Source organism: Erwinia sp. QL-Z3, assembly GCF_004551645.1.
Lineage (GTDB): Bacteria > Pseudomonadota > Gammaproteobacteria > Enterobacterales > Enterobacteriaceae > Erwinia > Erwinia billingiae.
Genome location: NZ_CP037950.1, coordinates 81879 through 95962, shown reverse-complemented (window position 1 = coordinate 95962; position 14084 = coordinate 81879). Strand labels below are relative to the sequence as shown.

General features: G+C 55.7%; 14 protein-coding genes. 8 read left to right on the top strand and 6 right to left on the bottom strand.

All coding sequences use genetic code 11. The annotated features are described in order from the left end of the window. Positions 1 to 33: 33 nt before the first annotated feature. The gene (locus tag E2F51_RS01180) at positions 34 to 1107 is read left to right on the top strand and encodes an AI-2E family transporter (protein ID WP_134822548.1); all 1074 of its coding nucleotides are present in this window, start codon (positions 34 to 36) and stop codon (positions 1105 to 1107) included. A gap of 102 nt (positions 1108 to 1209) precedes the next feature. Here E2F51_RS01180 and bcp read toward each other — a convergent pair whose 3' ends face one another. Further along, positions 1210 to 1677, bottom strand: a complete 468-nt coding sequence (gene bcp, locus E2F51_RS01175; protein WP_013203356.1) for a thioredoxin-dependent thiol peroxidase — start codon at positions 1675 to 1677, stop codon at positions 1210 to 1212. Beyond that, positions 1655 to 2248, bottom strand: a complete 594-nt coding sequence (locus tag E2F51_RS01170; RefSeq protein WP_013203355.1) for a glycine cleavage system transcriptional repressor — start codon at positions 2246 to 2248, stop codon at positions 1655 to 1657. The genes bcp and E2F51_RS01170 overlap by 23 nt, the downstream gene beginning before the upstream one ends. Before the next feature lie 158 nt (positions 2249 to 2406). On the opposite strand from E2F51_RS01170, the gene dapA reads away from it, so the two are divergent. From dapA to E2F51_RS01145, 5 genes are all read left to right on the top strand, one after another. Continuing rightward, positions 2407 to 3285, top strand: coding sequence for a 4-hydroxy-tetrahydrodipicolinate synthase (gene dapA, locus E2F51_RS01165; protein WP_013203354.1), 879 nt, complete (start codon positions 2407 to 2409; stop codon positions 3283 to 3285). Between the two features lie 15 nt (positions 3286 to 3300). Then, positions 3301 to 4335 (top strand): outer membrane protein assembly factor BamC, encoded by a 1035-nt coding sequence (bamC, locus tag E2F51_RS01160; RefSeq protein WP_013203353.1) that lies wholly within the window; start codon positions 3301 to 3303, stop codon positions 4333 to 4335. Positions 4336 to 4464: 129 nt separating this feature from the next. Next, positions 4465 to 5178: a phosphoribosylaminoimidazolesuccinocarboxamide synthase gene (gene purC, locus E2F51_RS01155; RefSeq protein ID WP_134822547.1), complete on the top strand. Its 714-nt coding sequence runs from the start codon at positions 4465 to 4467 to the stop codon at positions 5176 to 5178. Between the two features lie 172 nt (positions 5179 to 5350). Beyond that, complete coding sequence (locus E2F51_RS01150; protein WP_105760887.1) at positions 5351 to 6223, top strand: neutral zinc metallopeptidase; 873 nt, start codon at positions 5351 to 5353, stop codon at positions 6221 to 6223. Positions 6224 to 6225: 2 nt separating this feature from the next. After that, complete coding sequence (locus tag E2F51_RS01145) at positions 6226 to 8247, top strand: tRNA(Met) cytidine acetyltransferase TmcA (RefSeq protein WP_134822546.1); 2022 nt, start codon at positions 6226 to 6228, stop codon at positions 8245 to 8247. 59 nt (positions 8248 to 8306) lie between these two features. Here E2F51_RS01145 and E2F51_RS01140 read toward each other — a convergent pair whose 3' ends face one another. Genes E2F51_RS01140 through E2F51_RS01130 form a run of 3 tightly spaced genes read right to left on the bottom strand, consistent with a single transcriptional unit; the run spans position 8307 to position 9999 of the window. Then, positions 8307 to 8492: a YpfN family protein gene (locus tag E2F51_RS01140; protein WP_134822545.1), complete on the bottom strand. Its 186-nt coding sequence runs from the start codon at positions 8490 to 8492 to the stop codon at positions 8307 to 8309. Positions 8493 to 8509: 17 nt separating this feature from the next. Continuing rightward, on the bottom strand, positions 8510 to 9637 hold the full coding sequence (gene dapE, locus E2F51_RS01135) for a succinyl-diaminopimelate desuccinylase (RefSeq protein ID WP_013203348.1): 1128 nt from the start codon (positions 9635 to 9637) through the stop codon (positions 8510 to 8512). Positions 9638 to 9639: 2 nt separating this feature from the next. Continuing rightward, a complete protein-coding gene (locus tag E2F51_RS01130; RefSeq protein WP_013203347.1) occupies positions 9640 to 9999 on the bottom strand; it encodes an ArsC family reductase in 360 nt (119 codons plus the stop codon). A 143-nt stretch (positions 10000 to 10142) separates the two neighbouring features. Here E2F51_RS01130 and E2F51_RS01125 point away from each other — a divergent pair, with 143 nt between their 5' ends. Together E2F51_RS01125 and ypfM are read left to right on the top strand one after the other, a co-directional pair. Further along, complete coding sequence (locus tag E2F51_RS01125) at positions 10143 to 10337, top strand: hypothetical protein (RefSeq protein WP_013203346.1); 195 nt, start codon at positions 10143 to 10145, stop codon at positions 10335 to 10337. A 316-nt stretch (positions 10338 to 10653) separates the two neighbouring features. Then, positions 10654 to 10716, top strand: a complete 63-nt coding sequence (gene ypfM / locus E2F51_RS24265; protein ID WP_141653794.1) for a protein YpfM — start codon at positions 10654 to 10656, stop codon at positions 10714 to 10716. Positions 10717 to 10801: 85 nt separating this feature from the next. Here ypfM and acrD read toward each other — a convergent pair whose 3' ends face one another. Continuing rightward, complete coding sequence (gene acrD / locus E2F51_RS01115; protein ID WP_134822544.1) at positions 10802 to 13918, bottom strand: multidrug efflux RND transporter permease AcrD; 3117 nt, start codon at positions 13916 to 13918, stop codon at positions 10802 to 10804. Between the last annotated feature and the right edge of the window lie 166 nt (positions 13919 to 14084).

The following is a 14084-nucleotide window of genomic DNA, read 5'->3' as shown; positions in this document are numbered from 1 at the left end:
TGTTTCCCCCCTTAGTACGCAAGGACGTTTCCCATGCTGGACCTCTTAATTCAGTGGTATCGCCGCCGCTTCAGCGATCCCCAGGCTATCGCCTTGCTGGCCATCCTGATCGCCGCCTTTTGTATTCTGTTTTTCTTTAACGGCCTGCTGGCCCCGCTGCTGGTGGCGTTAGTGGTGGCGTATCTGCTGGAGTGGCCAACGGTGCGCCTCGAACGCCTGGGCTGTTCCCGTACCTGGGCGACCGCCATCATCCTGATTATCTTTGCCTCTTTATTAATGGTGTTAGTGCTGGTGGTCGCGCCGGTTGCCTGGCAACAGGGGATTAACCTGGCGCATGAACTGCCGACCATGCTTAACGGCCTGTATCACTATGCCACCCGCTTACCGGAGCGCTTCCCTACGCTGATGGACGTGGGCATCATCGATATCGTGGTGGAGAACCTGCGCAGCCGCCTGAGCGGCATGGGCGACCAGCTGGTGAAATACTCGCTGGCTTCGCTGGTGGGCATTATGACCCTGGCGATTTATCTGGTGCTGGTGCCGCTGATGGTGTTCTTCCTGCTGAAGGACAAAGACCAGATGCTGGCAGCCATTAGCCGCGTTCTGCCGCGCAACCGTGGCCTGGCCGGTCAGGTGTGGGCAGAGATGAACCAGCAGGTCTCCAACTACATTCGCGGCAAAGTGCTGGAGATGGTGGTGGTCGGTATCGCCACCTGGATTGGCTTCCTCGCGATCGGCATGAACTATGCGCTGCTGCTGGCGGTGCTGGTTGGCTTCTCGGTGCTGATCCCCTACGTCGGCGCACTGGCGGTGACCATTCCGGTCATCGGCGTGGGCCTGGCGCAATGGGGCCTCGGCGGTGACTTCTGGACGATGATTATCGTCTATCTGATTATTCAGGGGCTGGACGGCAATATTCTGGTGCCGGTGCTGTTCTCAGAAGCGGTCAATCTGCATCCGCTGGTGATCATTCTGTCGGTGGTGATATTTGGCGGGCTGTGGGGATTCTGGGGGGTGTTCTTCGCCATTCCGCTGGCCACGCTGATCAAAGCGGTGGTGCATGCCTGGCCTGATGAGCTGAACGTCGAGCCGAAAAAACGCACATAGCGGGATAAGAAAAGGGCAGAAGCGGCGCTGTGCCTTAATCTTCGGCGACAAACCGGAGATTAAGGGGCACTCTCTTCTGCCCTTTTTATGTTGCGCCTGGGATCAGGCGCTCTTCAGGTAGTCCATCACGATGTCGTGGTGAGTGGCGGTTTTGAAGTCATCAAACACATGCTCAACCTTGCCATCGGTGCCAATCAGGAAGCTGATCCGGTGGATGCCATCATAGGTTTTGCCCATGAACGTCTTCTCACCCCAGATGCCAAACTGTTCGCAGACCTGATGGTCTTCATCGGAAAGCAGCGTAAAGTTCAGCAGCTCTTTCTCAACAAATCGCGACAGTTTCTCTGGCTTATCGGTGCTGATCCCTAACACATCAACACCGGCTTTTTTCAGCTCATCCATGCTGTCACGCAGACCGCAAGCCTGAACGGTGCAACCTGGCGTCATCGCTTTCGGGTAGAAATACACCAGAACGCGCTGTCCCTGGAAGTCGGTCAAATTTACTTGTTCGCCATCCTGATCGGGCAAGCTAAATTTCGGTGCGGTATCACCGGCTTTCAGTGGATTCATCACTACTCTCCATTTTTTCATCATGCTGTGGGTACTGGACGACGTTAATAGTGCCTTGCGCCTGCAGTTCTGTACATAGCCTGTTGAATGCCTGCTCAATAAATGAGGCATCCTGGCTGGCGGGGCTGTGAGCGGTAATTTGAATATAGAGTAAAGGCGGCTGATTTTCTTGCGCGGGCTGCGTGCGGGACACCAGCTCGGCGATGTTCATCTGATGGGAATCAAACAGATCGGTGAAGCGCTCAATAATATGCGGTGAATCCTTTACTTCCACCTGAACCCAGACCGTGGCGGGCATGGGCGGCCGTTCGCGGAAGGTGGTGCGCTTCATCACGATCAGCAGCTCCAGCTCCGCGCCTTTTAGCGGCAGGGTGGATTCAATCAGCGTAATCGCGTTCCAACTGCCGGAAAGCAGCATGATAAAGCTGAATTCCTCACCCAGCATGGCCAGACGGCTATCTTCAATGTTGCAACCGCAGCTGCTGACGTGGCGGGTGATGGTGTTAACGATCCCCGGGCGGTCAACCCCCAGTGCGGTGATAACCAGATGATGTTGCTGTGACTGCGGCAAAATGATGCTTCCTGTCCGTCATGATGATTAGCAATTGTGATAACTCTAAGGTAAACATAAAAAATACCCTATGCCAAGTGGCCTGGGGGGCTTGTCTGCTTGCTTTTAGAGTGCCGTAAACCGTACCATGAAGGACTTGTTTGTGGAGGGGATGGCTAATGTTCACGGGAAGTATTGTTGCACTCGTCACGCCGATGGATGACAAAGGGTTTGTCTGCCGTGCGAGTTTGAAAAAACTGATTGATTATCATGTTGCCAGCGGAACCGCGGCAATTGTCTCAGTAGGGACTACCGGTGAATCCGCCACATTAAGCCATGACGAACATGGTGACGTGGTGATGATGACGCTGGAACTGGCCGACGGCCGCATTCCGGTGATCGCCGGAACCGGCGCTAACGCCACCGCTGAAGGGATTGCTCTGACCAAACGCTTTGAAAAAAGCGGCGTGGTAGGCTGCCTGACCGTGACGCCATACTACAACCGTCCCACTCAGGAAGGGCTGTATCAGCACTTCAAAGCCATTGCTGAAAGCACCGATTTGCCGCAAATGCTGTATAACGTCCCGTCACGTACGGGTTGCGATATGCTGCCAGAAACGGTGGGTCGCCTGGCGAAAATAAAAAATATTATCGGAATCAAAGAGGCTACCGGGAACTTATCGCGGGTTAGTCAGATCCAAGAGCTGGTTGATGAAGATTTCATCCTGGTAAGTGGCGACGATGCGACTTCCCTCGACTTCATGCAGCTTGGCGGACAGGGCGTAATCTCTGTGACGGCAAACATTGCCGCGCGTGAAATGGCAGAATTGTGCAAACTGGCCAGCCAGGGCAATTTTACCGAAGCGCGACGCCTTAATCAGCGCCTGATGCATCTGCATCAGAAGCTATTCATTGAGCCTAATCCTGTCCCGGTTAAATGGGCTGCTAAGCAGTTAGGATTAATTGCAACCGACACGCTGCGTCTGCCGATGACGCCGATGACTGATGCCGGTCGTCCGGTTGTTGAGCAGGCACTGAAAAGCGCAGGTCTGCTGTAAATTTAGGGAGTTTTAATGGCTTATTCAGTACAAAAGTCCACGGTAGCAAAAGTGGTAGGGCTTTCTTTGGTGATGCTGCTGGCAGCATGTTCCAGCGACCAGCGTTACAAGCGTCAGGTCAGCGGCGATGAATCTTATCTGAAAGCGGCTGATGTAAGCGATCTGCACGCCCCGGCAGGGATGGTGATGCCGTTGCAGAATGGCGATTTCGACATTCCTTCCGCCAGCACCACCGGCGCGATTGGTAAGCAGCTGGACATCCGTCCACCGGCTCAGCCACTGGCGTTGATGAACGGCACCCGGACGCAGTTTGCCGGTAATTCTGGCGTCCTGTTACTGGACAGCGCGCGTACCGGTTCACTGTGGCCGCAGGTTGTCGATGTGGTGCAGGCGAAGAATTATCCGATTGCCAGCCGGACTGATGCCACCCAGACGCTGACCACCGATTGGGTGCAGTGGAACCGTGCTGATGAAGATCACCAGTATCGTGGCCGCTACCAGATCAGCGTGCAGCAGCAGGGTTATCAGCAGGCATTGTCGGTCAAACTGCTGGAACTGCAGCAGGAAGGCAAAGGCGTGAACTCACCGGTCCAGCTGCAGCGCTACACCGCGCAGATGCTGAACGAGCTGAGCAGCGGTCTGGATAAAAACGAAACCTCGCGTGAAAACGCGGCAGCTAAACGCAGTTCCGCGCAGATTGACGTGCAGAGCGGCGCAGATGATACCGGCTTGCCGGATCTGATTGTTCGCGCACCGTTCAACACCGTGTGGGAACGTCTGCCAGCAGCCCTGCAACGCGCAGGCTGGAAAGTCACCGATACTAACCGTTCTCAGGGCAGCCTGAACGTGACTTACAAAACGCTGGGCAGTGATGAGTGGGACGCGCTGGGCGCGAAAGATCCGGGTCTGACCAACGGCGATTATAAGCTGCAGGTCGGCGATCTGGATAACCGCAGCAGCCTGCAGTTCCTCGATCCTAAAGGTCATACGTTGACCCAGTCGCAAAATGACGCGCTGGTTGCCGTATTCAACGCAGCCTTTAGCAAGTAAACCTTAAGGCCGGATCTCTCCGGCCTTTTTTATTCCTCTGTACGTAAACGATTGCTTCGATTTTTTCGCCACAGAGAATAAACTGGTCACAGCACAATTTTCCCCGTTCTATTTTTGGAGTTTAAGAAGATGCAAAAGCAAGCTGAGTTGTATCGCGGCAAAGCGAAAACCGTTTACAGCACCGAAAACCCGGATCTGTTGGTACTCGAATTCCGCAACGATACGTCAGCACTGGACGGTGAACGTATCGAACAGTTTGATCGCAAAGGAATGATTAACAATAAGTTTAACCATTTCATCATGACTAAACTGCAGGAAGCCGGTATCCCAACGCAGATGGAAGCGCTGCTGTCTGATAACGAATCGCTGGTCAAAAAGCTGGATATGGTGCCGGTTGAGTGCGTGATGCGTAACCGTGCCGCTGGCTCGCTGGTGAAGCGTCTGGGCGTGGAAGAGGGAATGATCCTCAACCCACCGCTGTTTGACCTGTTCCTGAAGGATGATGCCAAGCACGATCCGATGGTTAACGAATCCTACTGCGAAACCTTTGGTTGGGTGAACAAAGAGAATCTGGCCCGTATGCGTGAGCTAACCTACAAAGCGAACGAAGTACTGAGCAAGCTGTTCTCCGATGCTGGACTGATCCTGGTGGACTTTAAGCTGGAGTTTGGTCTGTTCAATGGCGAAGTGGTGCTGGGCGATGAGTTCTCGCCGGACGGCGCGCGCCTGTGGGATAAAGACACCCTGAACAAGATGGACAAAGACCGTTACCGCCAGAGTCTGGGCGGCCTGATCGAAGCCTATGAAGAAGTTGCTACCCGTCTGGGTGTGAAGCTCGACTAAGATTTGTGGCTGCGGCGCTCATACCGCAGCCTTTCTTTTCCCTCGCATTGCCCGTATTCTCCCCGCCTGATTCACTCAAATCGCAGGTTACGCCCGGTTAACTGGTGTTACCCGAGACACACGTCTAAAATCAATCTGACAGCCGTGAAATGGATATAACGAGAGGTAAGGTATGCGTTGGCAAGGGCGCCGCGAGAGCGACAATGTGGAAGATCGCCGTGATGATTCTGGTTCGTCGCCATCAATGGGGGCGGGAAGAATGCGCATTCCCCGGGGCAAAGGCGGCATCATTCTGCTGATTGTGGTGGTGATCGCCAGCTACTATGGCTATGACCTTAGCCCGTTGCTGACCGGTGAAAGCAGCAGCGTTTCTCAGCCAGCCCCGCAACGCCAGAGCAGCATCAAGCCGCAGCAGGATGAAGCGGCCAAATTTACCTCAGTGATCCTTGCCACCACGGAAGATACCTGGCAGCAGCTTTTTCAGAAAATGGGTAAAACCTATACGCCACCCAAACTGGTGATGTATCGCGGGGCCACCCGCACAGGTTGTGGTACCGGTCAGTCAGTGATGGGGCCTTTTTACTGCCCGGCTGATACCACGGTTTACATTGACCTGTCGTTTTACGATGAAATGAAAAACAAGCTGGGGGCGGACGGAGATTTCGCCCAGGGATATGTTATTGCTCATGAAGTGGGTCACCACGTACAGAGATTGTTGGGCATTGAGCAAAAAGTCCGCCAGATGCAGCAGGGTGCAAGCCAGACTCAGGCTAATCAGCTTTCGGTGAAAATGGAGTTACAGGCGGACTGCTTTGCTGGCGTGTGGGGTTACTACATGCAAAAGCAAAATATCCTTGAACCTGGCGATTTGCAGGAAGCGCTTAACGCCGCTGAAGCGATCGGTGACGATCGTCTGCAACAGCGTGGTCAGGGCCGGGTAGTACCGGACAGCTTTACCCACGGGACGTCAGAGCAGCGTTACAGCTGGTTCAAAAAAGGGTTTGATAGTGGTAATCCTGGCCAGTGCGACACCTTTAGTCGCTGATTATGGCCGGGGTTAACGACACACTACGCCATAGCGAACATCTCAGGCAGCACGGGCTGCGGCAAATCCTGGTGATCAGCGGCGACGATAGCTGGTGCCAGCATCAGGCCGAGCAGTGGATGGCCTGGTTACCGGGCGACTGGATGTGGCTGGGCGATGCACCCCACAGTCCGCTGAACTGCGCGCCTGCGGCGGCAAGAACCCTGCTGGGGCGCGAGTTTCTGCACGCGGTGTTTGATGCCCGCAGCGGTTTTCATGCCGAAGCGCTGGCCGCACTTTCCGGCACGCTAAAAGCAGGCAGCTGGCTGCTGATGCTGGTGCCTGACTGGTCGCGTTGGGCCACCTTACCAGACACCGATTCATTGCGCTGGAGCGAACAGGCTTCGGCCATTCCTTCATTTAATTTTATCCGTCGTTTTCAGCAGCTGGTTGAGCAGGACGACAGCATTGCGCTGCTCCAGCAGCATCAGCCATTCACCTTACCGTCTCTGCCCACATCGCCAGCCTGGCAGCCTGATGATACGTCACAGCAGCAAGCGGTGCTTGATGCGTTGCTGGCCAGCGAACCCGGTATCTCTGTGATTATTGCCCCGCGCGGCAGAGGAAAGTCTGCGCTGGCCGGGCTGCTGGCGGCACGCTGGCCAGGGCGTTGCCTGATAACCGCACCGGCCAAAGTGGCCACCGATGTGCTGGCAGAATTCGCCGGCGACGCTTTTGAGTTTATCGCACCGGACCGGCTGCTGGCTCTCAGCCCTGAACAGCGGCCGCAGCCGATCGACTGGCTGCTGGTGGACGAAGCCGCAGCCATACCGGCGCCGACCCTGCGGCAGCTGGTGGCGCTGTATCCCCGCGTGTTGCTGACCTCGACCTTGCAGGGTTACGAAGGCACCGGTCGCGGCTTTATGTTGAAATTCTGTGCCAGCCTGCCGCAGGTGACGCTGCGTAAACTGGATCAGCCGCTGCGCTGGTCAGCCGATGATCCGCTGGAGCGCTTTATTAATCAGGCGCTGCTGATTGCGGAAGCGGAGCCAGAGCAAAGCACGCTGCCGCTGCAATTTTCGTTCCCTGAGCAATCCGCCTGGCTGACTCAGCCGGAACAATTGTCCGCCATGTACCAGCTGCTGGCGAGCGCCCACTACCGTACTTCGCCGCTGGATTTACGGCGGATGATGGATGCGCCAGGCATGCATTTCAGCCTGGCATCGCAGGGCAATACCGTGCAGGGCGCGATGCTTCTGGTTGATGAAGGTGGTTTGACAGCCGCTCTGTCCGAGGCGGTCTGGGCCGGCTTTCGGCGTCCCCGGGGAAATCTGGTGGCGCAGTCACTTGCCGCCCACGGCGGCTGGCCCGAAGCCGCGCAGCTTCGTTCCCGGCGTATCAGTCGGATTGCCATTGCACCTGAACGGCGGCGTCAGGGCATCGGCCGTCAAATGGTGGAGCGGAGCAGGGAAGATGCCGATGGGCTGGATTATTTGTCGGTCAGCTTTGGGTATACCGCAGAGCTTTGGGCCTTCTGGCAATCCTGCGGCTTTAAGCTGATGCGGCTGGGCAGCCAGCGTGAAGCCAGCAGCGGCTGTTTTACGGCGATGGCGATCCTGCCATTAAGTGAACCGGCTGAACAACTGCAGGCCTGCGCCGAAAAACGGCTTCAGCGCGACTGGCCGTGGTTACAGCGACTTGTTCCCGGCATCGCACTGCAACTGCCTGAGGCGGACGATTGGCAGCTGAATGAAGAAGACTGGCGCGAGCTGGCAGGCTTTGCCTGGGGCCACCGTCCGTTTGAAGCCAGCTTTGGCGCGCTGGGGCGGCTGGTCAGCCAGTGCCAGAGCGATCTGCCGTTGCTTAACGGGGCGATGGTGGCGGAGAAGTCGGCAGCGGAACTCAATCAGCACTTTGGCCTGTCTGGCCGCAAGGCACTGCTGGCCGGTTGGCGACAGGAGACGCAAAGAGCGTTAACGGGCCTGGATGCCGCAGCCAGCGAACGCTGGCAGAGCGTGATAGAGGCAATCAAAGCATTATCGTAATTCAGGAAAGTGAGCGGATAGAACGGGAAGGGTAAAGCAGGGGCCGAAGCCCCTGCGATTTATTTCTTTTTCGGCAGGTCGTCGTCATCCCACTTATCGTTAAAATCCCGATGCGGTGGCAAATCCGGTTTGTTCGCCATATATTTTTTCGGATCGATGCGCTTCAGATCTTTATAGACGTTCATCAGCACGCCTACCATCAGCACAATCACCAACAGCCACCAATACTCTTTCAGCCATTCCATATTCTCACCTTATTCGCTTAAGCGATTAGCTGTTCCATAATCCGCTGGTACATGCGGCTCAGCAGTTGCAGGTCGGCGGCTTTGACACACTCATTGATTTTATGAATGGTGGCATTCACCGGACCCAGTTCAACCACCTGCGCACCCATTCGGGCGATAAAACGACCGTCTGAAGTGCCGCCGGTGGTCAGCAACTGCGGTTTAATTTCATTATAGTGCTCAACGGCATTTACTACCGCATCGACCAACTTACCGCGAGACGTCAGGAACGGCTGGCCGGAAACATTCCACTCCAGCGTGTAACGCAGCTGGTGACGATCCAACAGCTCCTGCACTTTCTGCTTAATCATCGCGTCCGTCAGCTCGGTGCTGAAGCGGAAGTTAAACTGCACAAAGCATTCACCGGGGATCACATTGTTGCTGCCGGTTCCGGCCTGCACGTTGGCAATCTGCATACTGGTCGGCGGGAAGAATTCATTGCCCTGGTCCCACTCGGTGGCGACCAGCTCATTGAGCGCCGGCAGCGCGCGGTGAACCGGGTTGTCGGCCAGATGAGGATAGGCCACGTGACCCTGAACGCCATGCACGGTCAGATTGGCGGTCATCGATCCGCGGCGGCCATTTTTCACCACGTCGCCGACGATTTCGGTGCTGGACGGTTCGCCGACCAGACAGTAATCCATGCGCTCTTTGCGCGCCATTAGCGCTTCAACCACTTTCACTGTGCCATTGGTGGCGCTGGCTTCTTCGTCAGACGTAATCAGGAAAGCCAGACGGCCTTTATGATTCGGATTGCTGGTTACGAAGCGCTCCGCCGCGACAATCATCGCCGCCAGCGAGCCTTTCATATCGGCCGCGCCGCGCCCGTACAGCATGCCATCACGGATGGTCGGTTCAAACGGCGGGTTGATCCAGCGGCTGGCATCGCCGGTTGGCACTACGTCGGTATGCCCGGCAAAGGCCAACGTCTCGCCCTGGCCACGCCAAGCCCAGACATTCAGGGTATCGCCAATGTTCATCGGCTCAATGGTGAAGCCTAGCGCCTTAAGGCGTTCGATCAAAATAGCCTGACAGCCGGCATCATCCGGGCTGAGGGAAGGGCGACGAATAAGCTGCTGCGTCAGCTCGATGACCGGACAAAACATAATCAGGACTTCTCCGAAATAAATGGCTGGTAGGTTGCTTCACTAAAGCCCAGCAGCATAGAGCCGTCTGCGCTGCAGAGCAACGGGCGTTTGATGATTGCCGGCTGTTCCAGCATCAGTTCGCGAGCAGTTGCCGCATTATTCACCCCATTGCGCGTTTCTTCGCTGAGCTTGCGCCACGTGGTGCCACGGGTATTCAGCAAGGCTTCCCAGCCCAGCACGTCGATGAAGCCCTGTAAGGTTGCGCTGTCCAGGCCATCGGCGCGGTAGTCATGAAACTGATAGGCCACCGCCTCAGCTTCCAGGTACTTTCGCGCCTTCTTAATGGTGTCGCAATTTTTGATGCCGTACATTGTAAGCATGACGGTTCCCTTCTTTTTTCTGTGGGTTTCAACTATATTCGATACTGTTCAGGCGGTTAGTCTACAACGGATGCGCCTGCGAGGCAGCAGGGAAGCACAGAATATCATCACCCAGACAGAGACTTAGCGTAAGGAGGGACAATATGAACTATATGAAAGCGTCTTCCGCCCATTCGGTTGAAGAGACACAATCAATGATCGTGATCGTGCGGAAGAAAACCAGCCGGTGTGATGAGTTCAATCACATCGTTGAGGCCGTGATGTTAGACCATCCCGATGCCAAAACGCATATCGACAGCGAGAGCGGCGGCTACGATAAAGTGATAGTTCTGAAATAACAGTGGACGTGGATGGGGGGCGCGTTGCCCCCCAGGTCTATCCGCTAACGAATCCCTTCTCCTGCAACCTCAGTAATGCCGTCCCTTCTGCATAAATCATCCCGGTCGTCAGTACTCTCTGAATCATGCTTTTCCCTCTGGTTTTCGAACGATAATCACGCTATTGATTAGTCTGCCAATGGTAATGGCAGAACTGTGTCCTGCCACGCAAATTACAGTTTTGATCGAAACTGCCGATGGTATGGGTGAGCGAAAATGATTCACTTCGCCTTAGGATTAATCCTATAATGGACCCACAATAAAAGAGAGGTGATTTATGATTGATACAGAAATGGGGACCTGGAAAGACTTTATCGAAGCAATGTTAACGCGTAAATAACACCTTCTTTAAGTAAGGCGGATCGGGCAACACCGGCCACCTCCAGAACAGAAAAAGGCAGCACCTCGGTGCTGCCTTTGTTCGTTTATTTGCCGGGTTTTTCCTGTACCGGGAAGCGCCGTCTGACTAACACAAAGAACAGCGGGACAAAGAAGATCGCCAGCACCGTGGCGGAAATCATACCGCCCATCACGCCCGTGCCCACCGCATGCTGGCTACTGGAGCCGGCCCCGTTACTGATCACCATCGGCAATACGCCAAAGATAAAGGCCAGTGAGGTCATCAGAATCGGACGCAGACGCTGTTTCGAGGCTTCCAGGGTCGATTCCAGCAGATCCCGGCCTTTTGAATTGATTTCATTGGCGAATTCTACAATCAGAATGGCATTCTTCGCCGACAGGCCGATAACCGTCAACAGGCCAACCTGGAAGTAAACGTCATTTTCCAGACCGCGTGCCCAGGTGGCCACCAGCGCGCCGATCACACCGAGCGGCACCACCAGCATCACCGAGAACGGAATCGACCAACTCTCATACAGCGCCGCCAGACAGAGGAACACCACCAGCAGAGAAATAGCATACAGCGCAGGCGCCTGCGATCCGGACATCCGTTCCTGATAGGACGCGCCGGTCCATTGCAGGCCAAAGCCGGTAGGCAGTTTGCTGACCAGATTTTCCATCACGTCCATGGCGGTACCGGTACTGATCCCCTGACCGGATTCACCGACAATTTCCACCGCGGAATAGCCGTTATAGCGCTCCAGGCGTGGCGAACCGGTTTCCCAACTGGTGGTGGCGAATGCGGTAAACGGCACCATGCCGCCGCTGCTGTTACGCACGTACCACTTGCTGATGTCGTCCGGCAACATGCGGTATTTTGCTGCGGCCTGAACATAGACCTTCTTCACGCGGCCACGGTCGAGGAAGTCGTTAACGTAGGTCGAGCCCCAGCCGGTCTGCAGGGTGTTATTGATATCATCAATGGAAACCCCCAGCGCCTGAGCTTTATGCTGGTCGACGTTAATCCGTAACTGCGGCGTATCGTCCAAACCGTTATGGCGCACGCGCACTAACGAGGCATTGCCCTCGGCGGCGGCCAGCAGCCGATCGCGCGCCTTCATCAACGCATCGTGGCCAAGGCCGGCGTGATCCTGCAATTCCATATCAAATCCGGCTGAGTTCCCCAGCCCGGTAATGGCCGGCGGGCTGCTGGCAATCACGCGGCCTTCTTTGATCTTTTTAAAGGCGGCCGTTGCGCGTTCAATGATCGCGAAGGAGGTGTTTTCGGCGCCTGGGCGGTCTCCCCAGTCTTTTAAGCGGACAAACATACGCGCCACGTTCTGACCATTCCCGCCCGGACCGGCACCAATGGTCGAGAACACCGACAGCACGTTGTTCTTCTCCTCGGTCAGATAGTACTGCTCAACCTTATTAACCACCTTATTGGTTTCCTGCAGCGTGGAACCCGGCGGTAACTGCACCTGGGTGGTGAACACGCCACGGTCTTCAAGCGGCAGGAAGGAGGTTGGCAGGCGCAGGAACATAAAGGCCATCCCGGCGATCAGCAGCACATACAGCACCATCCAGCGTCCGGCTTTGGCCAGAATTTTGCCCACGCCACGTTCATAGCGTTCGGCATTGCGGTTGAACATGCGGTTGAACCAGCCGAAGAACCCGCGGCGACCATGATGATGGCCCTTAGCGATAGGTTTAAGCAGCGTGGCGCACAGGGCAGGGGTCAGGATCATCGCCACCAGCACCGACAGCACCATGGCGGACACGATGGTCACCGAGAACTGACGGTAGATTGCTCCGGTGGTGCCGCCAAAGAAGGCCATCGGAATAAAGACCGCTGACAGCACCAGCGCAATCCCCACCAGCGCGCCCTGAATCTGTCCCATCGATTTTCGGGTGGCATCACGCGGCGAGAGTCCTTCCTCACTCATTATTCGCTCAACGTTCTCCACCACCACAATGGCGTCATCGACCAGCAGCCCGATTGCCAGCACCATGGCGAACATGGTCAGGGTGTTGATACTGAAACCGAAGGCAGACAGGATGGTAAAGGTCCCGAGCAACACCACCGGCACGGCGATGGTTGGGATCAGCGTGGCGCGGAAGTTCTGCATAAACAGATACATCACCACAAATACCAGGATCACCGCTTCAATCAGAGTCTTGACCACATCCTCAATCGACGCTTTAACAAACGGCGTGGTTTCATAAGCGACCTCTGCTTTCAGCCCGTGTGGGAAGAAGTGCGACAGCTCTTCAATACGGGCGCGCACCAGCTCATCGGTTTGCAGCTCATTCGCGCCGGACGCCAGCTTGATCCCCAGACCGGAGGCGGCCTGGCCGTTGTACTGGCTGAGGAAGTCATATTTCTCCGCGCCCAGTGCCACATCCGCCACGTCGCCGAGTTTGACTTCTGACCCGTCCTGGTTTACCCGCAGGGTGATATCGCGGAACTGCTGCGGCGTGTTTAACAGGGATTGCGAGTTAATGGTGGCATTCAGCGCCTGGCGATCGACAGACGGCAGGCCGCCCAGCTGACCCACGGCCACCTGACTGTTTTGCGACTCAATCGCCGAAACTATATCCGAGGTGGTCAGGGCGTAATTGATCATCTTGTTGGGATCGAGCCAGATGCGCATCGCGTACTGCGAACCGTAAGCATCCACTTCGCCCACGCCATCAATACGGCTGAGTGGATCCTGCACGTTACTGGCGACGTAGTCGGAAATATCCTGCTTATCCATGTTGCCGTCGGTGGAGACGAACGCCACCATCAAAATATTGGTGTCACCGGTTTTGGTGACCGTGACGCCCTGGGTCTGCACGTCCTGCGGCAGCTTACGCAGCGCGGCCTGCAGCTGGTTCTGCACCTGCTGGCGCGCTTCATCCGGGTTGGTTCCGGCGGTAAAGGTCAGGGTGATGGTTGCCTGCCCGGTATTACTGCTCTGGGAAGACATGTACATCATGTTATCGATGCCCGTCATATTCTGTTCGATAACCTGGGTTACGGTATTCTCCAGCGTTTCGGCGGAGGCGCCAGGATAGTTGGCAGTGATGCGGACGTTAGGCGGAGCCAGGTCGGGATATTGCTCAATGGGGAGTTTTAAAATAGCCAGTGTGCCGGTCAGGCAAAGTAAAATCGCTATCACCCACGCGAAGATCGGGCGATCGATAAAAAAATTCGCCATTGAATAAGGCTCCTGGCAAGTAATCGGGAAAGGAAATGCGCCGGCCTTATTCTTGGGCGCGGGCTTCTGAAATCCGGTCCGCCGCAAATTTTTATAGTTTATTCAAACTGCTTCGGCAGCAAACACTTTACCCTCAGCATTGTGAAGAATCGTGGAGAAAATGAGG